A 25,694-nucleotide genomic window follows, 5' to 3' on the forward strand; every position below is an offset into this window, starting at 1 on the left:
GCGTTCCCCTCCCGCACTCCCCCAGCCCCCGATCACGACCTCGCACGACAGGAGCCCCGCAGTGACCACAGCGCCGCTGGTGCGGCGGCACACCGACCGCGGTGTCGCCGTCCTCAACCTCGACTCGCCGGGCAACCGCAACGCCCTGTCCGCCGGCCTCGTCGCCGAGCTGGCCGCCGCGCTCGACGACGCGGCGGCGGACACCGGGGCGCGGGCGGTGCTGCTCACCCACACCGGCTCCTCGTTCTGCGCCGGCGCGGACCTGAAGGCGACCGGCGACCGCAAGGGGCCGGAGCTGCTGGTCGACCTGATGCGGCAGATCGCCGTCCTGCCCAAGCCGGTGGTCGCCCGGGTCGACGGGCACGTGCGGGCCGGCGGCCTGGGGCTGCTGGCCGCCTGCGACATCTCGGTGGCCACCCAGGCGGCCTCGTTCGCCTTCACCGAGAGCCGGTTGGGGCTGGCGCCCGCGGTGGCGTCCATACCCGTGCTGGCCAGGGCCGACCCGCGGGCGGCCGCGCGCTGGATCATCACCGGCGAGCGGTTCGACACCGAGGAGGCGGTGCGCATGGGCCTGGTCACCGGCCGGGTCGACGCCCTGCACGGGATCCTGGCCGGGCTGCGGGCGGCCTCGCCGCAGGGCCTCGCGGCGTCCAAGGAGCTGACGACGGCGGCGTTCCTGCGGCGGCTCGACGAGGACGCCGAGGAGATGTGCCGGCGCAGCGCCCGGCTGTTCGCGTCCGACGACGCGGCGGTGGGCGTCCGCGCGCTGCTCGAACGCCGGGACCCGCCATGGGCGTTGTGACCGAGCGCGCCCCGAAGCAGGATCGCAGCCGGGCCACCCGCCAGCGCATCCTGGAGGCGGCGGTGGCCTGCCTGACCGAGCACGGCTGGTCCGGCAGCACGGTGGCCGTGGTGTGCACGAGGGCCGGGGTGTCGAGGGGCGCCGCCCAGCACCACTTCCGAACCCGGGAGGAGCTGTTCACCGCGGCCATCGCGCACGTGGCCGAGCAGTGGCTGACCGCGGTCCGCGAGCGGGCCCTGGCGCTGCCGCGCGAGGGCCCGGACCGCACCTACGCGGTGGTGGACATGCTCGTGGCGGTGCACACCGGGCCGCTGTTCCGGGCGGCGCTGCACCTGTGGGTGGCGGCCGGTGAGGAGGAGGCGCTGCGGCCGCGGGTCACCGCGCTGGAGTCCCGGATCGGCCGCGAGGCGCACCGGCTGGCGGTGGACTTCCTCGGCGCCGACGAGAGCCGGCCCGGGGTCAGGGAGACCGTCCAGGGCATCCTCGACATGGCCCGCGGGCTCGGCCTGGCGAACCTGCTCAGCGACGACTCCGCGCGCCGGGCCGGGATCGTCCGCCAGTGGTCGCGGATCCTGGACGCGGAGCTGCGCCGGGAGCCCGCGGCCTGACCGCGGCCTGACCGCCGCCCGACCTCGGCCCGGTGCTTGGCAGCCCGCGGGCGACGCGACGTGGTCCCCGCGGCCGGATCAGTGCAGGGTGGTCCCCGCGGCCGGGTCAGTGCAGGGCGGCGTCCGCGCGGCCGGGTCAGTACAGGGCGGCGTCCCCGCGGCCGGATCAGTGCAGGGCGGCGTCCGCGGGGCCGGTGGCCAGGCGGGTGAAGCGCACCTCCAGGCCGGCGTGCAGCGGCGAGCAGCAGAGCGGCCCGGCCTGGGCGTCGGCGTCAGGGTCGAGGTGGGCCAGCCGCACCATGCGCCACGGCCCGCCGTCGCAGCGGGCCCGCACCGTCACCGCGTCGCCGGCGCGACTGGCCCGCACGGTGACCTCGCGCCCGGCCCAGTCGGGCACCGGGGCCAGCGACCAGTCGGAGGTGCCGTGCGTGACGACCGCGCCCAACTGGGGCTCCCCGTCGGAGTGTTCGATGCCGGCCTTGATCCACGTGCCGGCGTCCACCCGGACCATGACGCCGGCCTGGTCGTACAGCTCCGGAAAGTCTGCGACGAAGGACACCTCGACGGCGGTGCCCGGCGGGAAGGGGACGAGCAGCGCGTGCCCGTCGTCGTGGACGAAGCCGTAGCTGGTGGTGCGCCAGAAGTCGCTGCCCTCGCGGGTCGTGACGACCAGATCGGCGCCGTCCTGGCGCGTCCCGGCGGGCGGGTTCAGCCAGCTGCCGGCGCTCCAGGGCAGGTCACGCTCGGTCGGTGAGGTCACGGATGTACCGCCATTCTGTAGCGCACGGCTCGTAGCCGAGCCATCGGTTGACGGCGAGCATGGGCGCGTTGCCCCCGTCGTTGCTGGTGTACGCCTCGCGCAGGCCGCGGTCGCGGGCCAGGTGCAGGGAGTGGGCCTTGGCGGCCCTGGCGAGGCCGCGGCCGCGGTGGGCGGGGTGGACGGCGGTGCCGCTGGACCAGTACCGGCCGCGGTCGTCGGTCTCCGCCAGGAGCAGCCCCGCTATGGCGCCGTCGACCACGGCCACGGTGCTCAGCTGCTGGTCGAAGTCGGGCCGGTCCCAGATCGTGGCGCGCCAGTCCTGGAAGCTGATGGCGTCGGGCGTCACGTCGCCGGGCTCGCCGACGAAGCACTCCTGGTCGGCCTCGTGCAGCTCGGGCAGGTCGTCGGCCCAGTGCCCGGCGGGCAGCAGCTGCACGCCGGACGGCAGGTCGGCCCGCTCGGGGAGCGGGCCGCCCGGGGCCAGGTCCAGGCGCAGATAGGTCGCGGAGCGGCCGCGGCGGTAGCCGTGCCCGGCGGCGAAGCCGTGGGCAGCGGGGTCGTCGAAGGCCCAGCTGTAGACGGTGTGCGCCCCGACGGCGGCGAGGTGTTCCTCGGCGGCGGCCAGCAGCGCGCTGCCGACGCCCGCGCCGCGGTCCCCGGGGGCGACGACCAGGCTGGTGAAGGACAGCCCCGGGTCGCTGGTGTCGGCGAAGATGGCGGCGCGTACGAATCCGCCGATCCGCCCCTGCCCGTCCTCGGCGACCAGCAGCCGGTAGTGCTGGCGGGCGGGCGAGCCGACGACCTGGGCGTGCAGTCCCCGCGGGGTCATGACCCGGTAGGGCGCGTTCGCGTACAGCAGGGCGACGACGGCTTCGGCGTCGCCGTCCCGGTAGTCCCGGATGATCAAGGTCACGGTGAGGCACCCTACGCGCCGCAGGGGCCGGGCGCCCCTGGTTTTCCGGCTCCATTTTCCGCCCCCGGTTTCCGCCCCCGGTTTCCGCCCCCGGGCCGGATGCCCCCTGCCGCGGCCGGGCAGGCGCACAGCAAGGGAGCGGGCACGGGGTGCGGGGTACGAGTCGCGGGCCGACGGGCACGGGCTACGAGTGGCACACCGACAGGCGCGGCCGCGCGGACAGCGTACGGAACGCGGGCCCGTGGGAACCGGCAAGGCCGGCCGGGGCGGGCCGCGGACTCCGATGCGGCACGGAAGGTCTGCAGACGACCGGGCGACCGCTTTCGGAGGGATGCTGGAAGGAGGGAGATGGAACGGATGCACAGGACCGGATCGGAGCCCGTCCAGGCGCGCAGCCCGCTGCGGCTGCGGCTGGGGCTGGCGCTGTGCGGGGTGGTCTGGGGGGCGGCCGCCGCCGTCGGCTTCGCCTTGGCCCACCAGCCCGGCTGGGCCGCCTTCGTCGCCCTGGTCGGCGCGGTGGCCCTGGTCGACGTGATCGTGGTGATCCGCCACATCCGGCAGGGCCCGCACTGGCAGCCGGGGCCGGGGATCCCACCGTACCGCCCGGTGGAGCCCGACCGCCGGCCACCGCGGACCACGCGGACGACGAGGCACCAGTGAACGCACCCCCATGACGCGGCCGGCGGCCCGCGCGTGTGCGGGCCGGGCCAGGACGCTGGTGACGCCTGCCGCGATGAGTTCCGGCGGGGTCGCCGGTCTGTTCCGGTGACCGTCACGACGCCGTGCGGGGACGCCCGGCACCAGACACCACGGAGGACCCATGACGCCGTCCACGCCGAGCGACCCGACCACCGCGCTGCCCGGCCGCCCGCCCATCGTGGACCTGGCCGCCTGGCAGACCGCGCGTGACGAGCTGCTGGCCCGCGAGAAGGCCCACACCCGCGAGGGCGACGCCCTCGCCGCCGCGCGCCGCCGGCTGCCGATGGTGGAGTTCGACGGGACGGTCGAGGTCGTCGGACCCGACGGCCCGATCCCGTTCCTCGACCTGTTCCAGGGCCGCGACGAGCTCGTCGTCTACAAGCACATGTGGTACGACGGCGCGCCGCACCAGGGGCAGTGCGAGGGCTGCACGACCACCGCCTGGCATGTGAAGGACGCGGTCTACCTCAACGCCCGGGGCGTCTCGTTCGCCGTCCTGACCACGGGCCGCTGGGACGAGGTGGCCGCGTACACGGAGTTCATGGGGTACACCGAGCCCTGGTACTCGGTGCGTGGCGTGCCCGCGCCGGTCGGCGACAGCATGGGGTCGCTGACCTGCTACCTGCGCGACGGCGACCGCACGTTCCTCACCTACTCCACGACGGGCCGCGGCAACGAGCCGGTCAACGGGTCCCTCGGCCTGCTCGACATGACGCCCTACGGGCGCCGCGAGGGGTGGGAGGACGACCCGGACGGCTGGCCCGGGGCTCCTGACGCCGGCTCGCCGGTCGGCGGCCACGGCGCGCCGATCTGCTGGTACTGGCGCGCGGACGCGGACGGGAACGCCTCCTGGGGCCCGACCAGCCGCCCCGTGCCGCAGTGGACCCGCCCCGGTGCGACCCCCGTGGAGACCCTCGGCCGCCGGGGCCACCACCACTGACACGGCTCCGCGGCCAGCGGGCAGCAAAGAAGCAGACAGCGGACAGCAGGACAGCAGGACAGCAGGAAGGCCCGGCACATGATGTGCCGGGCCTTCCTGTTCAGTAGCGGGGACAGGATTTGAACCTGCGACCTCTGGGTTATGAGCCCAGCGAGCTACCGAGCTGCTCCACCCCGCGTCGGTGAACTCCACCTTACGGGGTGTTCACCCTGGCGCCAAATCCATATCGGCGGCGCCCCGCCGCGGGCGCGCCCGGACTCCGGGCGAGGGGCCTCAGCGGGCCCGGAGCAGCCGGCGCCGCCGCGGCCCCTCGGTGACCAGCGTCACGGCGGCCAGCACCGTCACGCACACGGCGGCCCACACCGGCCACAGCGCCCAGGCCGAGACGACGGCCGCGGCGATCTCCATCAGCACCAGCAGCACCGTCCCCCAACCGGGCACGGCCACGATCACCTGGGCCTTGTCGCCGGGCGTGGCGAACACCGTCGGCAGCCCGACGAGCACGACCAGTGACAGCACCGCGAGAACCCACGACGTGTGCGCCAGCCACCACGGGGTCGCGATCCACGCCACCAGTTCCGTCGCGAACCGGAACACCGAGGGGAGGCCGTCCCTGGACGGGTGCTCCGCCGCCTGAGTCGTCATCGGGGCAGCGTCTCACGAGGCCAGGACCGCGTATATGAGCGCGGTGAGAGGGACCGCGGGAAATTGCGTTGCCCGGCGCCGGCCGCCCCCTTACGGTTCTTCCTGGCCGAGTTGCCGTCCGTCCGTCAGGAGTAGGCCGTTGTACGTCTGAGGTCCCGGGTCACCGTTGCCCGCCTGCCGCGTCCCGCGTGAATGCGTGACGCCGCGCGCGGCGCGTGTGTGCGACCTCAGCTTCCGAGCAGGCCGTCGGACGGCCGGCGGGCGGCGTCTGCCCCCTGCCTTCGCGAGCCGCGATCCCGTCCTCCGCACACGTACACCGGTGTCCCGTTCCGTCGCCATGCACACACCATCAGCGACCCGGGAGACCTTTTCATGTCATTCATCCCCGCATCCGTGACCTGCGCGCAGCTCAGCTTCGGATGGCCGGACGGCACCCCTGTCTTCGACGGCCTCCAGTGGACGGCCGCCCCCGGCCGCACCGGGCTGATCGGCCTCAACGGCGCAGGGAAGTCCACCCTGCTCAAGCTGCTCGCCGGTGAACTCACCCCAGCCGCCGGCACCGTGAAGGTGTCCGGGGAGGTCGGCTACCTGCCGCAGGACGCGGCGCTGGCCACCTCGCTGCGCGTGGACCGCGCGCTCGGCATCGACGTGGCGCGGGCCGCGCTGCACGCGATCGAGGCCGGCGACACCCGCGAGGAGCACTTCGCGGCGATCGGCGACGGCTGGGACGTCGAGGAGCGCGCCCGCGCCACCCTCGACTCCCTCGGCCTGGAGCGGATCGGCCTGGACCGGACCGTCGGCGAGCTGTCCGGCGGCGAGTCGGTGCTGCTGCGGCTGGCCGCGCTGCTGATGCGGCGGCCGGACGTGCTGCTGCTCGACGAGCCGACGAACAACCTGGACCTGCGCGCCCGGCGCAGGCTCCACGACGCCGTCGCGTCGTGGCACGGCCTGCTCATCGTGGTCAGCCATGACCGGGAACTGCTGGAGTACGTGGACCAGATCGCCGACCTGCGCGGCGGCGAGGTGCACGGCTACGGCGGCAACCTGTCGGCCTACGAGGAGGCGCTGGCCGTGGAACAGGAGGCCGCCGAACGGACGATGCGCGCCGCGGAGGCCGACGTGAAGCGGCAGAAGCGCGAACTGGTCGAGGCACAGCTGAAGTTGGCCCGGCGGGTGCGCTACGGCCAGAAGATGTACGAGATCAAGCGGGAGCCGCGGGCGGTGATGAAGCTGCGCAAGCGCTCGGCCGAGGTCTCCGCGGGCAAGCACCGCCAGCTGCACGCCGACCGTCTCGCCGGCGCCAAGGAGCGGCTGGACGAGGCGGTGCTGGCGGTACGGGACGACGACGAGATCCGCGTCGACCTGCCGCACACCGCGGTGCCGGCCGGCCGGACCGTGCTCACCCTGAACGGCGTGCGGCTGCGCTACGGCACGCGCGCCATGTGGGAGGTGCGCGGGCCCGAGCGGATCGCGCTGCTGGGAGACAACGGCGCCGGGAAGTCGACGCTGCTGCGCACGCTGGCCGGGGAGATCCCCCCGGCGGCGGGCGAGGCGCTGGTGCACGTCCCGGTCCGGTACCTGCCGCAGCGACTGAACGTGCTGGACGAGGCGGCGACGGTCGCCGAGAACGTGGCGGCGCTCGCGCCCTCGGCCACGGACAACGCGATCAGGGCCCGGCTCGCCCGGTTCCTGTTCCGCGGGGCGCGGGCGGACCAGCCGGCCGGGTCGCTGTCCGGCGGCGAGCGGTTCAGGGCGACGCTGGCCGCGCTGATGCTGGCCGAGCCGGCGCCGCAACTGCTGCTGCTGGACGAGCCGACGAACAACCTGGACATGTCCTCGGTACGGCAGTTGGCGTCCGCGCTCGCCTCGTACGAGGGCGCGCTGATGGTGGCCGGCCACGACCTGCCGTTCCTGCGGTCGCTGGGGATCACCCGGTGGGTGCGGATCGAGGACGGCGTGCTGAAGGAGGTGGATCCGGCGCTGGTGTGACCGTGCGGACATGAGCGGCGGGTGCCGACGCGGGCCGCGGGTGCCGACATGAGTGGCGGCCGGGGGGCGAGCGGCGGGTGCGGGCATGAGCGGCGACCGGGCGGCCCTCCCCGAGGTTTGGGGAGGGCGGGACCGGGGTCAGGTAAGGGCCATGACCACTGACGGATCTGTCCCGGCGCCCGCCCTCGCCTTCTCGGAGGAGGTGGCGGACGCGCTGGCCCGCCGCGCCCCCGTGGTGGCCCTGGAGTCCACGATCATCGCCCACGGCCTGCCCCGGCCGCGCAACCTGCAAGTGGCGGGCGAGCTGGAGCAGATCGTGCGTGACGCGGGGGCGGTGCCGGCGACGGTGGCCGTCCTCGACGGGGTGCCGCGGATCGGCCTGGACAAGGGCCAGGTCGAGCGGGTGGCGCAGGATCCGGCGCTGCGCAAGCTCGGGTTCCGCGACCTGGCGCCGGCCCTCGCCTCGGGGGCCTGCGGTGCAACGACCGTGTCGGGCACGGCCTTTCTGGCCGCGCGGGCGGGCATCCGGGTGTTCGGCACCGGCGGGCTCGGCGGGGTGCACCGCGGCTGGACCGAGGTGCAGGACGAGTCCGCCGACCTGGGGCTGCTGGCCAGGACCAGGATCACCGTGGTGTGCGCGGGCGTGAAGTCGATCCTCGACGTGCCCGCGACCCTGCAGCGCCTGGAGACCTTGGGCGTCGGCGTCCTCGGCTACGGTACCGACCGCTTCCCCGGCTTCTATCTCACCGACTCCGGCGAGCCGGTGGACTGGACGGTCGGCACGCCGGGGGAGGTCGCCGCGGCCATGGCCGCCCAGGACGCCCTGGACGGGCTCGAGTCGGCGCTGGTGGTCGCCAACCCGGTGCCGCGCGAGCGGCAGTTGGACCCGGAGCAGCACGACCGGGTGCTCGCGGAGGCGCTGGCCGCCGCCGACCGGGAGGGGATCACCGGCCAGGCCGTGACCCCGTTCCTGCTGGCGTACCTGACCGAGCACACCGCGGGCGCCTCGCTGGAGGCCAACCTGGCGGCGGTGCGGGGCAACGTGGCGCTGGCGGCAGCGATCGCCGTGCAGTGGTCGCGCCGCGCGGCGTGAACGGCGCGGCGCCCGGCCTGCTGGTGGTCGGGGACGTGGTCACCGACGTGGTGGCGCGGCACGGCGAGCCGCTCGCGCCGCACACCGACACCGCGGCGCGCATCGCGGTCACGCCGGGCGGTGCGGGCGCCAACGTGGCCTGCTGGGCGGCCCGTTGCGGTGCCCGGGTGCGCCTGCTGGGCCGGGTGGGGGCGGACTCCGCGGACTGGCACCGTGCGGCGCTGCTGTCCGCGGGCGTCGAGCCGGCGCTGCGGGTGGACCCCGAGCTGCCGACCGCGGTCGTGGTGGCCCTGGTGGACGCGGCGGCCGAGCGCACGCTGGTCACCGACTCCGGGGCGGCGTTCCGGCTCGGCCCGCAGGACTGGGACGACGCGCTGCTCGACGGCCCGTGGGACGGCGGCGAGGCGGACGACGCAGCGCTCGACACGGGTTCGCTGGACGCGGACCTGCTGGACGCGGGCCCGCCGGACGTCGTGCAACCGGGCGGCACGCCACCCCGCGGCGCGGCGCGGCTGCCCGAGGACCGGGCCCCCATCGGTCACGTCCATCTGTCGGGGTATCTCTTCTTCTCCGCGCCCGGGCGGGAGTTGGCGGCCGTGGTGCGCGAAGCGGCGCTGGCCCGCGGGGTTCCGGTGAGTGTCGACCCGGCCTCCGCGGGCTTCCTGCGCCGGCTCGGGACGGAGGCGTTCCTGGACGCGGTGCACGGGACGGATCTGCTGCTGCCGAACGCCGCGGAGGCCGCCCTGCTGTCCGGGCGGCACGAACCACGGGACGCGGCGGCCGCGTTGAGCGCACGGCACGGCGGCACCGTCGTGGTGACGCTGGGCGCCGCGGGCGCGCTGGCCGCCGAGCGCGGCATCGTCACCGCCCGGGTCGCCGCGCCGGCCGCCGCGGCGGTGGACAGCACGGGCGCGGGCGACGCGTTCACCGGCGGGCTGCTGGCGGCACGGCTGGCCGGCGCGGATCTGGCGGCGGCGCTCGGTGCGGGGTGCCGGGCGGGGGCCGGGGCCGTGACGGTGGTCGGCGGACGCCCGCCCGGGCCGCGCGCCGCCGCTGCGGGTGCGGGTGCGCACCGCAAGGCGGCGGAGCGGAACGGGACTTCGGGCCGGACCGGGGTGCCCGACGGGACCGCGGTGCCCGCACGGACCCTGGCTCCGCGCGGGAGCGGCGTGCCGCGCCTCGACGGGGCGCAGGGTGGGACCGATGCGCCGGGCAACAACAGGCTTGCTGGTCCCGGAGCGACCGGCCCGGCGACGCCCACCTCCGGCACGCCCGGCGGCTAGCCGTCCGGCACTCGTCTCTGACCTGCGGTTCACGGCCACGCCCGCCACTATTGGCGAAAAATTTCACCTCGTCAGTTCCTTGTGGCAGAAGGTTCCCTGAGCGCGCGCGGGCCGCTAGCGTGATCGCCTGTTACGGCGGCCCGGCCGGTGTGGCTGCGCCGCTGCGTTCCGATGCCAGGAGGTTGCTCATGCATGCCGGAAACCGCCGCCGGCGGTCCGCGGTCCTGCTCTGCTCCACCGCCCTGCTCTGCGCCGCCGCGACCGTGCCCGCCGCCGCCCAGGTCGCCCGGCCCGCGGCCCCGCCGCCGGTGGCGATGCGCGCGATGACGTTCAACATCCGCGCGGGATCGGGTGAGGACGGCGTGTTCGACGTCGCCAGGACGGCCGCCGCGATCAACGACCAGCACCCGGACGTCGTCGCCCTGGAGGAGGTCGACGTGCACTGGGGCGCGCGCAGCGACTGGCAGGACGAGGCGCGGGAGATCGCCGATGCCACCGGCATGCCGGTGTTCTTCGCGCCGATCTACAGCCTCGACCCGCCCTCGGCGGGCGCGCCCCGCGAGGAGTTCGGCATCGCGCTGCTGTCCCGGCACCCGATCCTGTCCGCCGTGAACCACCAGCTGACGCGGCTGTCCACCCAGGTGTCCGACCCGGCGCCGGCGCCCGCGCCCGGCTTCCCGGAGATCGTCACCGAGATCGGCGGCGCCCGCGTGCACGTCTACGGCACGCACCTGGACTACCGCGGCGACCCGTCGGTGCGCCGGTTGCAGGTGGCCGACACGCTGCGGATCCTCGACGAGGACCACGGCGAGCAGCAGATCCTGATGGGCGACATGAACGCCACGCCGAGTGCGCCCGAACTCGCGCCGCTGCTGGGCCGGTTGACCGACTCCTGGGCGGTCGCGAACCCCGGCGACCCGGGTCTGACCTACCCGGCGGGCACTCCGGCCCAGCGCATCGACTACGTGCTGGTCTCCCCCGGCATCGGCGTCCGTCGCGCGCAGGTCCCGGTGACCGAGGCGTCCGACCACCGCCCGGTGGTCGCCGACCTGGCCGTCGCCCGGGGCCGCTGACCGCGGACCGGCGCCGCGGCAGCCGTCAGATCGCGTCCCACGGCGCGGACTCGTACAACTCGCCGATCCTGGCCAGGAGTTCCGCGTCGGTGGGCAGCGGCGTGTCGTCGATGCGCGAGATCGACGCCGTGCCGCGGGAGTTGGCGAGGAAGGCGCCGTCGTGGCCCGGGACGTCGGCCAGCCGCAGCGGGCGCCGGACCTGCGGGATCCCGGCGGCGTCGAGGAGTTCCTCCAGCACCTGGAGGGTGACGCCGCGCAGGTGCGGGGCGGTCGGCCACACCACCGTGCCGCCGGTCGCGAAGCCGATGTTGGTGACCGCGCCTTCGGCGATCTCCCCGCCGGGGCCGGTCAGCAGCGCCTCGTCGAAGCCCTCGGCCGCCACCCGCCGCAGGTGGTAGCTCTGCCCGAAGCCGCCGAGGTGCTTGAGGTGCGCGGCCGGGCGCTGGTACGCCACGGACTTCACCCGCAGCGGGCCGGGGGCCATCTGCCCGGGCGGCCGGACGGCGACGACCAGCGTCACGGGCGCGCCCGGGGTGTCCTGCGGCTGGTAGGCGTGGACGCGGACCGAGGCGTCGCCGCGCCCCGCGGAGGACAGGGCGTGGCCGACCAGGTCCCGCACCCGCTCGCCGTCCAGGCCGGTGCCGAACAGCTCCCTGGTGGCGCCGTCCAGCCGCGCCAGATGGAACCGCAGCCCGCGCACCCGCCCGTCTCTGACCTGCATCGCGGTGAAGTGGCCGTAGCCGCTGAGCACGGTGGGCAGTTGGGCCGCGGTGGCGGGCTCGCCGTCCACCTCGACCAGGTGCGCGGGGGCGTCGGTCATGGCGCCCACTCTAGCCTCGCCCTTTCCTGGAGCGGCCCGCCGCAGCTCCGCCTCCGCACCCTCGCCCCTCCACATCAACGGCCTGCACACGCCCCTAGGACCAGGGGGCGGTCCGTGTGCCGTCCGGGTTCAAGCCGTACGGCCAAAGGCGCTGGTAATCGATTCGGCCATTCTGGCCGAAGGACCTGTCCTCAGCGTCAGCTGCTCGCCTCAGCAGGGCCTCGGCTCCGTCTCGATCGCCGGTCTTCTCGCGCAGAGTGGCGAGCCGGCGCAGAGCGGCGGAGTTGGCGGCGTCGGCGGCCTGCTGGACCAGGGCTTCGGCTCCGTCCCGATCTCCGGCCTTCTCCAGCAGCGTGGTCAGCCGGAGCAGGGCGGCGAAGTCGCCGGCGTCAACGGCCCGCCTCAGCAGCGCTTCGGCTGTGTCCCGATCGCCGTACTTCTCCCGCAGTTCGGCCAGCCAGACCAGGCCGGCGAGGTTGCCGGCGTCGGCGGCCTGGTGGACCAGGGCTTCGGCTGCGTCCCGATCGCCGTCCTCCTCCCGCAGTTCGGCCAGCGCCAGCAGGCCGATGGGGTAGCCGGCGTCGGCGACCTGCTGGGCCAGGGCTTCGGCTGCCTCCCGATCGCTGGTCTTCTCCCGCCGATGGACCAGGATCTGCAGGGCGCCCGGGTCTCTCGCGCCGGCGGCCCGCTGGGCCGGGGCCTCGGTTGCCTCCCGATCGCTGGCCTTCCCCCGCCGATCTGCCAGGTGGACCGGGGCGATCGGATCGCCGCCGTCGGCAGCCCGCCTCACCAACTCCTGGGCTTCCGCCCGATCCCCGGCCCTCTGCCGCAGCTTTGCCAGCCGGAGCAGGCCGTCGGGGTTGCCGGCATCAACGGCCCGCCTCAGCAGCTCCTCGGCTGTGTCCCATTCCCTGGCCTCCACCCGCTCTTCGGCCAGCCGGATCAGGGCGTCGGAGCTGCCCGCGTCAGCGGCGCGGTGGACGAGGTGGTGGGCCCATTGCAGGCGGTGCTTGCCGCGGGCGGCCTCGCTGAGGTTGCAGAGATCTCGGGGGTTGCGCAGGTAAGTGTGAGCGGCGTGCCAGAAGGAGGCGGGCGGGCACTGACCGCGTCGCGATGCGCGGCCGTGTTGTTCGAGGTAGTCGGCCAGTCGGAGCACCGGGTCAAGTGCACTGGGGGCGGGGGTGGTTGGTAAGGGCGGGGCCATGGGTGTGTCGCGCGCTGGGCGTGGGCGGTTGCGGTGGAGGGGGGCTTGTCTGCCGTGGACGGGGCGGGCGAGTTCGGCGTAGGCGGCCTCCGCCCAGTCCTCGGTGAGGTGCTGGAAGTCGGTGTCGGTGAGGTAGTCGCAGGCCGCGTCGGTCAGGAAGGACTGGCTGAGGTCCAGGCCGACGCCCAGGCGGCGGGCGTCCATGGCCGCTTGCAGGATGGCCCGCGCGGCAGGTGTTCCCTCCTCGTAGCGCTGCAGGAGTTCGGGGGCTCCGGCCAGATCCTGTGCGAGACGGCCGTGGGCTGCGGCTCGATTCAGCGCGCCGGCCAGCAGGTCGTCGCCGGCGGCTGCCAGCGACCTTGCCGTCGCCAGCGCGGCGTTGTCGAAGGTGTCGAGGACGGTGAGGCGCCGTCCGCTGAGCAGTTCACGCGTCCGGCTGTGCGGGTCCGGCTCGCCGGCAACGGGAAGGGCGCCGTACCGCTCGGCGTACTCCGGCCACAGCGTGCCCAGGACCAGGACAGGTGCGCACTCCGGAGCGGTGAGCAGACGGTGTAACGCGGCCGCTGTGAGCTCGCCGTGCACGGGGTCCCCCAGATAGTGCTGGGCCTCGTTCAGCCACACCACCGTCCGCGGGCCCACCCGGTGCAGGTCCTTCAACGCGGCATCGGCCCGGGTCGGGTCGAACGGGTGCCACAACCGCCAACCCCGGTCGGCCAGCGGCTGGACGGCCTCCCAGCACGCCCGGGTCTTGCCGGTCGAGGACGACCCCACCAGCACCACCATCTGGCTGCGCCCGGCAGCGGCCTCCCGCACCGCCTCAGCCAGCGCCTGGTCATGGGTGCGCCCCACATAGCTCGCCAGCACCCGCCGTTTCCGCACACCCGCAGGGCCACTCCCCGCGTCCCCGGCGGGATGGACTTCCAGATCGTGCGGATCCCACTGCGCCAGCGGGCGCCCTGGCCCCGACGGCTCCTCAGCAGGTGGGGCGGCCCGGCGGCGCAGTTCCAGCAGCTCCTGCACCGGAAGTCTCAGCACCTTCGCCAGCGCCGCCACCGTTTCCAGCGACGGGACAGGACCGTCAGGCCGCAACGCCTCGTACACGGTGGTGCGCGAGACCTCCGCCTTCGTGGCCAGCTGCGTCTTGGTCAGCCGGGCAGATGCCCGACCGTCCTCCAGCCGGCGACGCAGCCCCAACAGGGCCTCGCCGGGCTCCTGCTGGTCCTGGCCCACCCGTCATTCCCCCCAGCGCTTCGGTATCCGCAGGTGTTCATCATCGTCCCCACGGACCCCGGCGTACGCCGAATCCGCGACGGTCAGGGCACGACCCACCCCACCTACGGGAGCCCGCCGTGAACGTCGCCCTCATCCTTCTCACCACCGCGCTCGTGGTAGCCGTCGCGATACTGGCCGCGGTAGGCGCCGGATTCCTCGCCCGCATCGACCAGGCCACCGTTCCCGCCGCCATCACACGCGCCGCGGCCGTGTTCGCCGCCGTCCTCACCCTCGCCTGCGCCGCCACCGGGGCCGTGGCCTCCGTCATCCGCTGATTCACCAGGGAGTTGCGCCGACGAAACCGGCCCTGCCGAAGTTCCGGGACACAGTGCAGCCGCCGCCATCGGGCCCGGCACATGATCGGCCGGAGAGGCTCTAGCCGGGACGGCCCGGGGGCGGGGGGCGGACGCCGGGGGGCGGCCAGGACGCCAGGGCGATGTCGGCGACCTCCTGGAGTTCGTCGCGGCTGAGGCCGCTGGCGGCCTGGACGGCGATGCCGAACGTCACCGTCGCGAGATAGCGGGCGAGCTGTCCGGGGTCGGCGTCGCGCGGCAGATCGCCCTCGTCGACGGCCCGCCGGAAGCGCTCCTCGACGCGTCGAACGGACGTGTTCCGCCACTCGACCAGCATGTCGTGCGCGGGCCGCGCCGCCTCGTTCGACGCCAGCGCGACCTGCACGCCCAGGCATCCCGCGGGGCCGCCGGGGCGCGTCGTGGTCCGTACCGCTCCGCGGAGAATCGCCTCGGCCACGCCTCGCGCGGTCGGCTCCTCCAGGGCGCGCGTCCCGTAGTCGCCCGGGCCCTCGGTGTAGCGCTCCAGGGCTTTGCGGAACAGCTCCTTCTTGTCGCCGAAGGCCGCGTACAGGCTCGGCTTCGTGATGCCCATGGCCTTGGTCAGATCGGTGAGGCTGACCCCCTCGTATCCCCGTTCCCAGAACACCAGCATGGCTCGCTCGAGCGCCTCGTCGATGTCGAATTCCCGAGGCCGACCCATGACGACGCTCCGCGAACCAGCCATGTCTGGAGCGTACTCCACCCCCCGGCAGCGATCCCGCGGCCGCGTGCGGCGCGACCCGCGTCATCGGCGCGACGACTTCTATTCCGCTCGGAATAGAAGTCGGGGAGGTCGGGGTTCCCCCCTTCGCGACCGCCACCGCGACCCGGGCGCGGGGGCGCCGCACGTCATGTGCACCCGGCACCGCCCGATCCAGGGCGACAGAAAGGCATCATGTCTGACACCGACCTGCGCGACATCGAAGCGCTCGACGCCCGTACGTCCGACGGCATCGCCGTTGTCAGCGGCGCCAGCCGCGGCATCGGGGCGGCCATCGCCGGCCGCCTCGGCGCCGACGGGTACACCGTCGCCGTTCACTACCGTCAGGACTCGGCCGCCGCGGCCGACGTCGTCGAGAAGATCACCGCGGCCGGCGGCACGGCGTTCTCCTTCGCCGCCGACCTCGCCGAACCCGACACCGGCACCGCCTTCTGGGCTTCCTACGACGCGGCCGCGGGCGCGCTGCGCGACGTACCCGTGCGGGTGCTGGTGAACAACGCCGGGATCGTCGTGAACGGCCTCATCGAGGAGACCACCACCGAGGACTTCCTCCGCCAGCAGCAGATCAACACCACCGCGCCGTTCCTGATCATCAAGGCCGCCCTGCCGCGCCTGGCCGACGGCGGACGCGTGGTGAACGTCTCGTCAGGCGCCACCCGCGTCCCCATCCCCGGCATCATCGGTTACACCATGACCAAGGGAGCCCTCGAAGCTCTCACGCTCCCGCTCGCCCAGCACCTCGGCCCGCGCGGCATCACGGTCAACGCCGTCCGCCCCGGCACCACCGACACGGACATGAACGCCTCCTGGTTGCGCGGCAACTCCGAGGCCCTCGCCACCCTCGTCGCGCAGCGCGCCCTCCGCCGCGACGGCGACGCCACCGACGTCGCCGACGTCGTCGCCCTTCTCGCCTCCCGCGACGCCCGGTGGGTCACGGGCCAGATCATCGACGCCACCGGCGGCGAGCGCCTGTAGCCGGTACTCCTCCGGGAGCCCGGCCGGCGGCCGGGCTCCCGGAGGTGTGGTGACGTCGGGTACGGGAGGTCCGGCGACCGCGCTAGTCGGGGGCGCGGTCCGGCAGGGCGGCCGTGAGGTCCAGTTCGACGAGCTGGCCGGTGAAGCCGAGCCGGGTGACGCCCAGCAGCGTGCTCGCCGTGCCGAACGCCGGCCCCAGATCGGTGGCGTTGAGGGTTGCCCAGACCAGGCCGAGCATCTCCCTGCTGTCGCTCGCCACGTAGATCACCGACCGCACCACGTCCTCGGGCCGGGCGCCCGCCGCGGCCAGCGCGACCAGGCTGTTGGCGGCGACCTGACGGGCCTGGGCGGCGTGGTCGCCGGCGCCGACGAGGTCCCCCTCGGCGTCGAGCGGGCACTGTCCCGCGAGGTGGGCGGTGCGGCCGGCCTCCACCACGGTGATGTGGTGGTACCCGGGCGTCGCGTGCAGGGTGTCGGGGTTGATCCGGGTGATCCGGGGCGTCCCGGAGCTGTCGGGGGCGGCAGGAAGGTCCATGCGCGCGAGTCTGCCCGCCGGGGCCCCGCGCCTCCCACCGGTTTTCCGCGGTCGCGGGGAGCCGGCCCGTACGCTGCGCCACCGTACGGGCACGTTCGGTGGACAGTACGCTGGCCGGTCCTTCACGCTGAGTGCGTCCATCGCGGGGACAACGACGTACCGCACTTGGAGGGGCCGCGTATGACAACCGAGAACGCCGAGACCACGGGCGAGGCGACGGGCGAGTGGGAACGGGAGCCCGACCCGTCGGACAGCCTGCGGACCTTCGGGGCCGTCGTCCAGGCCCTCCGCGAACACGCCGGCCTCAGCCGCGCCCAGTTCGCGGAGCGCGTCCGCTTCTCCAAACACACCGTGGAGTCGGTGGAGTTGGGCCGCCGGATGCCCGACGAGTCCTTCGTCGAACGCGCGGAGGAGGCCACCGGCGACACGGGCGCGCTGCGCCGGGCGGCCCGCCATCTCACCCGCGGCGAACCGGGATTGGCGGCGTGGTTCCGCCGCTGGGCCCGCCTGGAGAAGGTCGCGGCCAGCCTGTGCACGTACGAGTGCCGGCTGGTGCCGGGGCTGCTGCAGTCGGAGGAGTACGCGCGGGCGGTCTTCGAGGGCACCATCCCGCTGCTGACCGACGAGCAGTTGGAGGCCCAGGTGACCGCCCGGACCGCACGCCAGAGGATGTTACGGGAGCGGCCGCAGGTCCCGTTCAGCTTCATCGTCGAAGAGCCCGTCTTCCGGCGCCGGTTCGGCAGCAGGCAGGCCGTGCGCGATCTGCTGGACCACGTGCTGGAGCAGACCGCACCGAGGAACGTGACCCTCCAAGTCGTGCCGTTGGACGCGGCGTTGCACGCCTGCCTCGACGGGCCTGTCCGCCTGCTGGAAACCGCGGACGGGCGCCGGTTCGCCTACTCCGAAGGCCAGCAGAACGGCCGGCTGATCGCCGACCAGAAAGAAGTCAGCCTCCTCCAGTTGCGCTATGACACACTGCGCTCGCAGGCCCTCAACCCCCGGGAGTCGCGGGGCCTGTTGGAGCGACTGCGAGGAGAGATATGAGTACGTCGGAACTCGCCTGGTTCAAGTCCAGCCACAGCGGCAGCCAGGGTGACGACTGCGTGGAAGTCGCGGTGACAGAGCAGGCGATCCTGGTACGGGACTCGAAGGACAAGAGCGGCCCGCACCTCACCATCGAGCGCGAGGCATGGGCGCGGTTCGTGGCGTTCGCCGCGCACGCCTGAGCCTCCGGGCTCCAGCGCAAATGCTCGGCCCCCACGCGGCCGGCCCCGGACCGGGGTTCCTGACAGGGCCCCGGTCCGCCGGCGGCGGGCACGTGGCGGCGGCGATCGGGCCGCGGACACACGAAAAAGGTGCCGGCCGTGACGGCCGACACCGATCGTTGACGCAGAGTGTCCGAGGGGGGACTTGAACCCCCACGCCCAATAAGGGCACTAGCACCTCAAGCTAGCGCGTCTGCCATTCCGCCACCCGGACCGGGTATGACGCCGCGACCTGCGTGGTCGCGGTGACAGGAACAACGATACCAAGGAATCGGAGTGCTCCTCACCTGCATTGCGGGCGGGCGGCACCGTCGCGGGCGGGCGCGGCCGCGGGGGTGCGGGCCGACCGCGCGGGCCCGGTCCGGTCACGCCTAGTCGGCGATTCCCACGGCCTGCCGGACGGTGCCGGGGTCCTCCAGGGCGCGCAGCATGAAGTGGGCCACGTCGGCGCGGGAGATCGTGAGCCCGTGCGGCAGGTTCTGCCCGATCGCGGTGCGGTAGGCGCCGGTGAGCGGCCTGTCGGTGAGGCGCGGCGGGCGGACCGCGGTCCATTCCAGGCCGCTGTCGCGCAGCACGTCCTCCATGACGGCCAGGTCGGTGTAATGCCGGCGCAGCGCCAGCCGCACCAGCGGTGTGCCGACGTACCGCAGCACCGGGCCCTCCCCCGGGTCGCGCCTGGGCGGGTTCGGGCGGCCCGGCGAGGGCGTGACGGACACCGGTGCCGCGCTGACCACGACGATCCGCCGCACTCCGGTGGCCCGCATCGCGTCGACGACGGCCCGGGTGCCGGCCGCGGTGATCCCCGCGTCGGCCCGCGAGCGCGGCCCGAGCCCCGACAGGACGGCGTCCGCGCCCTCGACGGCCGCGCGCAGGGCGGCGGGGTCGGGTGCGGCGAGGTCGGCGGTGACGGCCGGCACGTCCCGGGTGAGCCGTGCGGGGTGGCGGACGACGGCGGTGACGTCGTGTCCCGCGGTCACCGCCTGGTCCAGCAGCTGCCTGCCGATGCCTCCGGTGGCCGCGAAGATCGTGAGCTTCATCGGTCGCTCCTCGTGTCCGTTGCGTCGCCGTGCGCCGTCCCCGCGTGATCAACGCGGCGGCCGGGCGCCGGTTGCGGAAGCGTCCGCCGCCCGGGGGGGGGCGGTGGTGCGCCGGCTGTCCGGCCGGAGGTGCGGGAGCGGCCCCGGCCGGGGGCGCGCGGCGACCGCGGGCTCAGGAGGCGGGGGCGCCGTCCTGACGGGGGCGGGCGGCGATCGCCCGGTGGTGGCGCACGACCTCGTCGATGATGAAGTTGAGGAACTTCTCGGCGAACGCCGGATCCAGCCGGGCGTCCGCGGCCAGCCGCCGCAACCGGGCGATCTGGTCGGCCTCACGCGCGGGGTCGGCCGGCGGCAGGTTGTGGGACGCCTTGAGCTCACCCACCTGCTGGGTGCACTTGAAGCGCTCCGCCAGCAGGTGGACCAGTGCCGCATCGAGGTTGTCGATGCTGCCGCGCAGGGCCCGCAGTCTTTCCAGTGCGGCCTCGTCGCCCACCAGGGTGGTCTCGGCGGTCGGCTGGTCGTTCATCTCGGTCTGCCATCCTGGTAGGTCCGTGGTGCTCCGGTGCGCTGCCGGTTTCACCCTATGACACCCTGCACAAAGCGGGGCAGGAGCGCCCGAGGGGCGGACACCGCAGCCGGTACCCGGCACCGGGCCGCCGCAACGGGCACAGCGACAGGGCTGGTGAAGGCATGGGACGGGTCACCGAGCGGCGGCGGGTACTGCGCATCAGGGACGGCGCCACCGGGCACCGCGCGGACACCCTGGTCGCCGAGGAGCCGATGGAGATACGTCTCAACGGCCGGCCGCTGGCGGTCACCATGCGCACCCCGGGCGACGACTTCGCGCTGGCGGTGGGCTTCCTGGTCAGCGAGGGCGTGCTGGCCTCGGAGCAGGACGTGACCGGCGTCGTGTACTGCGCCGGGGCGACGGCCGACGGGGGGAACACCTACAACGTCGTCGACGTGACGCTCGCCCCCGGGGTGCCGATGCCGGACATCACCCTGGAGCGCAACGTCTACACCTCGTCGTCCTGCGGCCTGTGCGGCAAGGCCAGCCTGGACGCCGTGCGGACGGCGACCCGGATGCCGGCCGGCGATCCCCAACAGCCGCGGTTGACGCCGGAGTTGCTGGCCGCGCTGCCGGACCGGCTGCGCGCCGCACAGGCGGTGTTCGACCGGACCGGCGGGCTGCACGCGGCGGCGCTGTTCACCGGCGAGGGCGAACTCCTGGACGTGCGCGAGGACGTGGGCCGGCACAACGCGGTGGACAAGCTGGTCGGCCGGGCCCTCCAGCAGGGGCTGCTGCCGCTGCACGACCGGATCCTGATGGTGTCGGGCCGGGCCTCGTTCGAGCTGGTGCAGAAGGCGGTGATGGCCGGCATCCCGGTGCTCGCCGCGGTGTCCGCGCCCTCGTCCCTCGCCGTCGACCTGGCCGCCGAGTCGGGGCTGACCCTCGTCGGCTTCCTGCGCGGCTCGTCGATGAACGTCTATTCGGGCGCCGACCGTTTCGCACTGGCGGCCGAACAGGCACACTGACGTCTTCGCGTCTTCGCGTCTTCACGTCTTCGCGTCTTCGCGTCTTCGCGTCTTCGCGTCTTCGCGTCCGAACGTCCCTGGGGGCCCTGCTTGTTCGCGCTGAGCGCCGTCCTGACCGCGCTGCTCCTGCTGGAGGTCGTACCCTCCGCGCTCGCCGCGCTGAGCCGCTTCGGTCCCGGGGTGGAGCGCCTGGACGGCCTGACCCGGCTGGGTCTGAAGGAAGGGCGCGCCACCTGGGTGCTCACCGTCGCGGGCGTCCTGCACACCCTCGCCACCGCCGCCCTGCTGGTGGGGATCTGGCACCCCGCGTACGCGGTCGCCGGCGCGGGCGCCGAGGCGCTGTTCTTCGGCTGGGTGCTGGCCCGGCAGCTGCGCTTCGGCGACCGCGGCCGCGACCTGTTCGCCTACGGGCTGTTCACGTCCTGGTCGATGCTGGTGCTGCTGGTGGCGGCCGTCCGGCTGTGAGGACCCCCGGCCCTGACGCGCGCCAGCGGCCGGGGGTGGCGGGTCAGCGCCCCGCCGAGCCGTCGTACAGCTCGCGCAGGATGTCGGCGTGGCCGGCGTGCCGCCCGGTCTCCTCGATCATGTGCACCAGCACCCAGCGCAGGGTGGGCGGCGCGGTCTCGCGCAGCGAGCGGGCGCCGGGCCTGTCCAGGTCGTCGCAGGCGGCGACCACGGCGTCGGCCCGGGCGGCGGCCTCCCGGTAGGCGGCGACGAGTTGCTCGCGCGTCCGCCCGTCGCCGGGCTGCGGATCGTCGTCCCACAGCGGCACGTCGCGGCCCTCATAGGCCCAGACGAACCAGTTCAGCTCGACCGCCGTCAGATGCCTGAGCAGCCAGAACAGGCTGGTACCCGACGGCACCGCGGGGCTGTCGGCGACCGTGTCGGGGACGCCCTCGGTCTTGCGGACCACCGACTCGCGCAGGTAGCCGAGGAAGGTCAGCAGAGTGGTCTTCTCATCCGCGCTGGACTCCGGCGGGCGCAGGTCCCCGCCCGGGCCCGGCGTCCCGCCGTCCGGTGGTGTCGCGGTCTGGGTCATCGCGCCACGCTACCGTCTCCGCCGGCTGCCTCGCCCAGCGGCGGGCGAGGACCGCGCAGACCATCAGCTGCATCTGGTGGAAGAGCATCAGCGGCAGCACGGCCAGCCCGGCCTGGCCGCCGAACAGCACGGCGGCCATGGGGAGTCCGGACGCCAGGCTCTTCTTGGACCCGGCGAACACCACGGTGATGCGGTCGGCGCGCCCGAAGCCGAGGCGGCGGGCCCCGTAGCCGGTGACGGCGAGCATCGCGGCCAGCAGCAGCGCCTCGGCGGCGAGCAGGGCGGCCAGCCGCGGCAGGGACACCTGGTGCCAGATGCCCTCGGCCATGCCGGCGCTGAAGGCGGCGTAGACCACGAGCAGGATCGAGCCGCGGTCGACCAGCCCCAGCACCTTCTTGTGCCGGGTGACGTACCCGGCCGTCCAGCGGCGCAGCGCCTGCCCGGCGAGGAACGGCGCGAGCAGCTGTCCCGCGATGCCCAGCACCGCGTGCCCGCTGATCCCCGCGCTGCCGCCGATCAGCAGCGCCGCGAGCAGCGGGGTGAGCACGATGCCGGCCAGGCTGGAGAAGGAGCCGGCGCAGACCGCCGCCGCGACGTTGCCACGGGCGATCGAGGTGAACGCGATGGACGACTGGATCGTGGACGGCAGCAGGCACAGGAACAGGAAGCCGGTGTACAGCTGCGGCGACAGCACGTAGGGCACCAGCCCGCGGGCGGCCAGGCCCAGCAGCGGGAAGACCGCGAAGGTGGCGGCCAGCACGGCCAGGTGCAGCCGCCAGTGCCGCAGCCCGTCGAGCGCCTCGCGGGTCGACAGCCGGGTCCCGTAGAGGAAGAACAGCAGCGCGACCGCGCCGTTCGCCGCCCCGTCGGCCAGCCGCGCGCCGCCGCCTGTCGCCGGCAGCAGCGCCGCGAGCAGCACCGTGCCGAGCAGGGCCGCGATGTACGGGTCGAGGGGCAGGCGGCGGAGGAGCGCGGCGTCACGGGGCACCGCCCCAGCATGCGCGCGGCCACGGTGATCGGGAAAGGCGCTGGCCGCTCTGACTGTCATCACGGTTCGCGATGGGCGGGACTAGACTGGCGTCCGTGTTCGATCCGGTGCAGTTGCGCAGCTTCCTCGCCGTCGCCCAGACGCTGAGCTTCACCCAGGCCGCCCAGCGGCTGGGGCTGCGGCAGTCCACGGTCAGCCAGCATGTGCGGCGGCTGGAGGAGTCGGCGGGCGTGCGGCTGTTCGCGCGGGACACCCACAGCGTGGACCTCACCGAGGACGGCGAGGCGATGCTGGGCTTCGCCCGCACGATCCTGGAGGCCAACGAGCGGGCGGCGGGCTTCTTCGCGGGCACGCGGCCGCGCGGGCGCGTGCGCTTCGGGGTCTCGGAGGACTTCGTACTGACCCGCCTGCCCGAGATCCTGGAGGGCTTCCGGCGCGAACACCCTGAGGTGGAACTGGAGTTGACCGTCGAGCTGTCCGGCACCCTGCACCAGCGGCTGGACGCCGGGCTGCTCGACCTGTGCCTGGCCAAGCGGTACGGCGACGACGGGCCCGGCCGGCTGGTGTGGCGGGACAAGCTGGTGTGGATCAGCAGCGAGCGGCTGCGCCTGGACCCGCAGCGGCCGGTGCCGCTGATCGCGTTCCCGCCGCCGGGCATCACCCGGGCCCGCGCGCTGGACGTGCTCGAACGCCACGGCCGCAGCTGGCGGGTGGCCTGCACCAGCGCCTCGCTCAGCGGGCTGGTCGCCGCGGCCAGGGCCGGCCTCGGCGTGATGGCGCACACCCAGGGGCTGATCCCGCCGGGCCTGGTGCGGCTGCCGGCCCGGGCGGCCGGACTGCCCGAACTCGGCGCGGTGGACTTCGTACTGCTGCACGGCCGCCGGCCCACCCCGGCGCAGCCCGCGGCGGACGCCCTCGCCGCCGCGATCCTCGCCGGCGGGGACCGCCTGCACCGCTCCCTGTGACGAGTCCCTGCCACAGGCAGTGACGAGTCCCTGCCACAGGCCCGCCCGACCCGGAAAACCCCTGACCGCACGGCATGCGGATGCCCGTTCGAGCCGGGGACGGGTGGGGCGAAAGGGGCGAGTGGGAGCCCCGAGAATGGAGCGACGGTAACCGCTCGGGGCAGATTTGGTGGAGATCGGGTCCCTCTGGCTGCACCGCGGAGCCGGCCGGGACGGCCCCCGAACGACCTACCCACCCGTAACCAGGCGGCGACCTGGGCATATTCCGATCCGACGGGCCTGTGCGGCGGCTCTCCCGCTTCGCTGACGGATCGGGTAGCTTACGGGCCCGCACCGTGCGGTCCTAGGAGTACAACCGTTGCGCCAGTACAGCGTCCCCCCGTTGGTCACCACACCCCAGGCGGGAGGCTTGGCGGATGCCGTCTTCGGCAACGCCGAGAGCCATGCCGACCAGGTGGTGCTCGGGCGCGCGGACGGCCGCGGCGGCTGGCTCGACGTGACCGCCCGGCAGTTCCGCGACGAGGTCGTCGCCGTCGCCAAGGGCCTGCTCACCGAGGGCATCCGGTTCGGCGACCGGGTCGCGATCATGAGCCGCACCCGGTACGAGTGGACGCTCTTCGACTTCGCCCTGTGGGCGATCGGCGCGCAGTCGGTGCCGATCTACCCCACGTCCTCGTCCGAGCAGGTGCGCTGGATGCTCCACGACTCCGGCGCGGTCGCGGCGATCGTGGAGCACGAGGACCACGCGATGACGATCGGCGCGGCCGTGGACGAGCTGCCGCGGCTGACCCGGCTGTGGCAGCTGGACGCGAACTGCGTGGAGGAACTGTCGTACGCCGGGCGGATGCTCGGCGACGACGTGGTGGAGCGGCACCGGCTCGCGGTGACCCCGGACGCGGTCGCCACGATCATCTACACCTCCGGCACCACCGGGCGTCCCAAGGGCTGCGTGCTCACCCACGCCAACTTCATGGCCGAGTGCGACAACGTGGTGGCCCGCTGGGAGCCGGTGTTCGCCACCAAGCGCGGCGAGGAGCCGTCCACGCTGCTGTTCCTCCCCCTGGCGCACGTCTTCGGGCGGATGGTCGAGGTCGCGTGCATCCGGCACCGCATCCGGCTCGGCCACCAGCCGAGCATGGTCGCCGCCGACCTCATCCCGGACTTCGCCGCGTTCCGGCCGACGTTCGTGCTGGCCGTACCGTACGTCTTCGAGAAGATCTTCCAGGCCGCCCGCCGCAAGGCCGAACTGGGCGGCAAGATCGGCCCGTTCGACAAGGCCGTGGACATCGCGGTGCGGCACGCGGAGGCGATGGAGGCCAAGGCGTTCGGCATCGGCCCGGGCCCGAGCGCCGGCCTGCGGATGCAGCACCAGCTCTACGACAAGCTGGTGTACGCCAAGGTGCGCAACGCGCTCGGCGGCAAGGTCGGCCACGGCATCTCCGGCGGTTCGGCGATGGAGCGCCAGCTGGGGCTGTTCTTCTCCGGCGCGGGCGTGAACATCTACGAGGGCTACGGCCTCACCGAGACGTCGGCGGCGGCCACGGCGAACCCGCCCGAGCAGACCCGGTTCGGCACGGTGGGCCAGCCGGTGCCCGGCACCACGGTGCTGATCGCCGAGGACGGCGAGATCTGGCTGTACGGCGGCCAGGTCTTCCCCGGCTACCTCAACAACAAGAAGGCCACCGACGAGGTGCTGCGGGACGGCTGGCTGGCCACCGGGGACATCGGCACCCTGGACGACGACGGCTATCTGACGATCACCGGCCGCAAGAAGGAGATCCTGGTGACCAGCGGCGGCAAGAGCGTGTCGCCGGTCGCGCTGGAGGACAAGGTGCGCGCCCATCCGCTGGTCGCGCAGTGCGTGGCGGTCGGCAACAACCGCCCCTACGTGGCCGCCCTGATCACCCTGGACCCGGACGCGGTCGCGCACTGGCTGACCATGCGCGGCAAGCCGGCGATGCGGACCGCCGACCTGCTCCACGACACCGACCTGGAGCAGGAGATACGCCGGGCGGTGGTCGCCGCCAACACCCTGGTCTCGCAGGCCGAGTCGATCCGCACCTTCCGCATCCTCGCGGCCCAGTTCTCCGAGGAGCGCGGCACCCTGACGCCGTCGATGAAGCTGAAGCGGCGGGTGATCGAGACCGTGTACGCGCGCGAGATCGAGGCGCTGTACGGGCCCTGACGCCGGGCCCGCACG

Annotated in this window: 26 protein-coding genes, 2 tRNA genes and 2 pseudogenes; 17 read left to right on the top strand and 13 right to left on the bottom strand. The window is 74.1% G+C overall.

Translation table 11 applies throughout. The annotated features are described in order from the left end of the window. The first annotated feature begins 61 nt into the window (after nt 1–61). Nucleotides 62–802 (top strand): enoyl-CoA hydratase family protein, encoded by a 741-nt coding sequence (locus ACH4TG_RS17925; protein WP_398243269.1) that lies wholly within the window; start codon nt 62–64, stop codon nt 800–802. Next, nucleotides 790–1,410: a TetR/AcrR family transcriptional regulator gene (locus tag ACH4TG_RS17930; RefSeq protein ID WP_398243270.1), complete on the top strand. Its 621-nt coding sequence runs from the start codon at nt 790–792 to the stop codon at nt 1,408–1,410. The genes ACH4TG_RS17925 and ACH4TG_RS17930 overlap by 13 nt, the downstream gene beginning before the upstream one ends. Nucleotides 1,411–1,576: 166 nt before the next feature. On the opposite strand, the gene ACH4TG_RS17935 is transcribed toward ACH4TG_RS17930, so the two are convergent. Continuing rightward, entirely contained in the window at nt 1,577–2,170 is a 594-nt protein-coding gene (locus tag ACH4TG_RS17935) for a DUF1349 domain-containing protein (protein WP_398243271.1), read from the bottom strand. After that, nucleotides 2,148–3,083: a GNAT family N-acetyltransferase gene (locus ACH4TG_RS17940; RefSeq protein ID WP_398243272.1), complete on the bottom strand. Its 936-nt coding sequence runs from the start codon at nt 3,081–3,083 to the stop codon at nt 2,148–2,150. Before ACH4TG_RS17940 ends, ACH4TG_RS17935 begins: the two co-directional genes overlap by 23 nt. Nucleotides 3,084–3,431: 348 nt before the next feature. On the opposite strand from ACH4TG_RS17940, the gene ACH4TG_RS17945 reads away from it, so the two are divergent. Both ACH4TG_RS17945 and ACH4TG_RS17950 read left to right on the top strand, forming a co-directional pair. After that, nucleotides 3,432–3,743 carry a DUF6343 family protein gene (locus ACH4TG_RS17945; RefSeq protein ID WP_398243273.1) on the top strand — a complete coding sequence of 104 codons (312 nt, stop codon included), beginning with the start codon at nt 3,432–3,434 and terminating at the stop codon, nt 3,741–3,743. 160 nt (nt 3,744–3,903) lie between these two features. Further along, the gene (locus tag ACH4TG_RS17950) at nt 3,904–4,722 is read left to right on the top strand and encodes a DUF899 family protein (RefSeq protein WP_398243274.1); all 819 of its coding nucleotides are present in this window, start codon (nt 3,904–3,906) and stop codon (nt 4,720–4,722) included. Nucleotides 4,723–4,826: 104 nt separating this feature from the next. On the opposite strand, the gene ACH4TG_RS17955 is transcribed toward ACH4TG_RS17950, so the two are convergent. Together ACH4TG_RS17955 and ACH4TG_RS17960 are read right to left on the bottom strand one after the other, a co-directional pair. Beyond that, a tRNA-Met gene (locus ACH4TG_RS17955) sits at nt 4,827–4,900 on the bottom strand. Nucleotides 4,901–4,995: 95 nt separating this feature from the next. Then, nucleotides 4,996–5,367: a hypothetical protein gene (locus ACH4TG_RS17960; protein WP_398243275.1), complete on the bottom strand. Its 372-nt coding sequence runs from the start codon at nt 5,365–5,367 to the stop codon at nt 4,996–4,998. 372 nt (nt 5,368–5,739) lie between these two features. Here ACH4TG_RS17960 and ACH4TG_RS17965 point away from each other — a divergent pair, with 372 nt between their 5' ends. The 5 genes and pseudogenes from ACH4TG_RS17965 (at nt 5,740) to ACH4TG_RS17985 (ending at nt 10,805) form a co-directional block, all read left to right on the top strand. Then, a complete protein-coding gene (locus ACH4TG_RS17965; RefSeq protein WP_398243276.1) occupies nt 5,740–7,356 on the top strand; it encodes an ABC-F family ATP-binding cassette domain-containing protein in 1,617 nt (538 codons plus the stop codon). 151 nt (nt 7,357–7,507) lie between these two features. After that, nucleotides 7,508–8,449, top strand: a complete 942-nt coding sequence (locus ACH4TG_RS17970; RefSeq protein WP_398243277.1) for a pseudouridine-5'-phosphate glycosidase — start codon at nt 7,508–7,510, stop codon at nt 8,447–8,449. Then, nucleotides 8,446–8,835 (top strand): annotated as a pseudogene (locus ACH4TG_RS17975) (carbohydrate kinase family protein); the annotation flags it as partial. The gene ACH4TG_RS17970 and the pseudogene ACH4TG_RS17975, both read left to right, overlap by 4 nt. 165 nt (nt 8,836–9,000) lie before the next feature. Further along, nucleotides 9,001–9,732, top strand: a pseudogene (locus tag ACH4TG_RS17980) (carbohydrate kinase family protein); the annotation flags it as partial. Nucleotides 9,733–9,920: 188 nt separating this feature from the next. Then, entirely contained in the window at nt 9,921–10,805 is an 885-nt protein-coding gene (locus ACH4TG_RS17985) for an endonuclease/exonuclease/phosphatase family protein (protein WP_398243278.1), read from the top strand. 25 nt (nt 10,806–10,830) lie between these two features. Here ACH4TG_RS17985 and ACH4TG_RS17990 read toward each other — a convergent pair whose 3' ends face one another. After that, complete coding sequence (locus tag ACH4TG_RS17990; protein ID WP_398243279.1) at nt 10,831–11,625, bottom strand: aminotransferase class IV; 795 nt, start codon at nt 11,623–11,625, stop codon at nt 10,831–10,833. Nucleotides 11,626–11,719: 94 nt separating this feature from the next. After that, nucleotides 11,720–14,059, bottom strand: a complete 2,340-nt coding sequence (locus tag ACH4TG_RS17995; RefSeq protein WP_398243280.1) for a helix-turn-helix domain-containing protein — start codon at nt 14,057–14,059, stop codon at nt 11,720–11,722. A gap of 119 nt (nt 14,060–14,178) precedes the next feature. Here ACH4TG_RS17995 and ACH4TG_RS18000 point away from each other — a divergent pair, with 119 nt between their 5' ends. Further along, complete coding sequence (locus tag ACH4TG_RS18000; RefSeq protein WP_398243281.1) at nt 14,179–14,376, top strand: hypothetical protein; 198 nt, start codon at nt 14,179–14,181, stop codon at nt 14,374–14,376. Nucleotides 14,377–14,476: 100 nt separating this feature from the next. On the opposite strand, the gene ACH4TG_RS18005 is transcribed toward ACH4TG_RS18000, so the two are convergent. After that, a complete protein-coding gene (locus tag ACH4TG_RS18005; protein WP_398243282.1) occupies nt 14,477–15,118 on the bottom strand; it encodes a TetR/AcrR family transcriptional regulator in 642 nt (213 codons plus the stop codon). Nucleotides 15,119–15,328: 210 nt separating this feature from the next. Between ACH4TG_RS18005 and ACH4TG_RS18010 the strand changes: the two genes are divergently transcribed. Further along, nucleotides 15,329–16,129: an SDR family oxidoreductase gene (locus ACH4TG_RS18010; protein ID WP_398243283.1), complete on the top strand. Its 801-nt coding sequence runs from the start codon at nt 15,329–15,331 to the stop codon at nt 16,127–16,129. 82 nt (nt 16,130–16,211) lie between these two features. Here ACH4TG_RS18010 and ACH4TG_RS18015 read toward each other — a convergent pair whose 3' ends face one another. Continuing rightward, entirely contained in the window at nt 16,212–16,664 is a 453-nt protein-coding gene (locus ACH4TG_RS18015; protein WP_398243284.1) for a RidA family protein, read from the bottom strand. 180 nt (nt 16,665–16,844) lie between these two features. Between ACH4TG_RS18015 and ACH4TG_RS18020 the strand changes: the two genes are divergently transcribed. After that, the gene (locus tag ACH4TG_RS18020) at nt 16,845–17,708 is read left to right on the top strand and encodes a Scr1 family TA system antitoxin-like transcriptional regulator (RefSeq protein ID WP_398243285.1); all 864 of its coding nucleotides are present in this window, start codon (nt 16,845–16,847) and stop codon (nt 17,706–17,708) included. Beyond that, nucleotides 17,705–17,890: a DUF397 domain-containing protein gene (locus tag ACH4TG_RS18025; protein ID WP_398243286.1), complete on the top strand. Its 186-nt coding sequence runs from the start codon at nt 17,705–17,707 to the stop codon at nt 17,888–17,890. Before ACH4TG_RS18020 ends, ACH4TG_RS18025 begins: the two co-directional genes overlap by 4 nt. Nucleotides 17,891–18,059: 169 nt before the next feature. On the opposite strand, the gene ACH4TG_RS18030 is transcribed toward ACH4TG_RS18025, so the two are convergent. The 3 genes from ACH4TG_RS18030 to ACH4TG_RS18040 all read right to left on the bottom strand — a co-directional run bounded on the left by ACH4TG_RS18030 (nt 18,060) and on the right by ACH4TG_RS18040 (nt 19,492). Further along, nucleotides 18,060–18,143, bottom strand: a tRNA-Leu gene (locus ACH4TG_RS18030). Nucleotides 18,144–18,300: 157 nt separating this feature from the next. Further along, a complete protein-coding gene (locus ACH4TG_RS18035) occupies nt 18,301–18,966 on the bottom strand; it encodes an NAD(P)-dependent oxidoreductase (protein ID WP_398243287.1) in 666 nt (221 codons plus the stop codon). Nucleotides 18,967–19,138: 172 nt separating this feature from the next. Beyond that, nucleotides 19,139–19,492 (bottom strand): chorismate mutase, encoded by a 354-nt coding sequence (locus ACH4TG_RS18040; RefSeq protein ID WP_398243288.1) that lies wholly within the window; start codon nt 19,490–19,492, stop codon nt 19,139–19,141. Nucleotides 19,493–19,656: 164 nt separating this feature from the next. On the opposite strand from ACH4TG_RS18040, the gene fdhD reads away from it, so the two are divergent. Beyond that, complete coding sequence (fdhD, locus tag ACH4TG_RS18045) at nt 19,657–20,502, top strand: formate dehydrogenase accessory sulfurtransferase FdhD (RefSeq protein ID WP_398243289.1); 846 nt, start codon at nt 19,657–19,659, stop codon at nt 20,500–20,502. Nucleotides 20,503–20,592: 90 nt separating this feature from the next. Beyond that, a complete protein-coding gene (locus tag ACH4TG_RS18050) occupies nt 20,593–20,967 on the top strand; it encodes a hypothetical protein (RefSeq protein ID WP_398243290.1) in 375 nt (124 codons plus the stop codon). Nucleotides 20,968–21,010: 43 nt separating this feature from the next. Here ACH4TG_RS18050 and ACH4TG_RS18055 read toward each other — a convergent pair whose 3' ends face one another. Together ACH4TG_RS18055 and ACH4TG_RS18060 are read right to left on the bottom strand one after the other, a co-directional pair. Then, a complete protein-coding gene (locus ACH4TG_RS18055) occupies nt 21,011–21,541 on the bottom strand; it encodes a DinB family protein (RefSeq protein WP_398243291.1) in 531 nt (176 codons plus the stop codon). Then, the gene (locus tag ACH4TG_RS18060) at nt 21,459–22,529 is read right to left on the bottom strand and encodes a bile acid:sodium symporter family protein (RefSeq protein ID WP_398243292.1); all 1,071 of its coding nucleotides are present in this window, start codon (nt 22,527–22,529) and stop codon (nt 21,459–21,461) included. Before ACH4TG_RS18060 ends, ACH4TG_RS18055 begins: the two co-directional genes overlap by 83 nt. A gap of 71 nt (nt 22,530–22,600) precedes the next feature. On the opposite strand from ACH4TG_RS18060, the gene ACH4TG_RS18065 reads away from it, so the two are divergent. Both ACH4TG_RS18065 and ACH4TG_RS18070 read left to right on the top strand, forming a co-directional pair. Continuing rightward, complete coding sequence (locus ACH4TG_RS18065; RefSeq protein WP_398243293.1) at nt 22,601–23,494, top strand: LysR family transcriptional regulator; 894 nt, start codon at nt 22,601–22,603, stop codon at nt 23,492–23,494. A 358-nt stretch (nt 23,495–23,852) separates the two neighbouring features. Beyond that, on the top strand, nt 23,853–25,679 hold the full coding sequence (locus tag ACH4TG_RS18070) for an AMP-dependent synthetase/ligase (protein WP_398243294.1): 1,827 nt from the start codon (nt 23,853–23,855) through the stop codon (nt 25,677–25,679). The last annotated feature ends 15 nt before the right edge of the window (nt 25,680–25,694 follow it).

Source organism: Streptomyces sp. NPDC020917 (genome assembly GCF_044333795.1).
GTDB lineage: Bacteria > Actinomycetota > Actinomycetes > Streptomycetales > Streptomycetaceae > Actinacidiphila.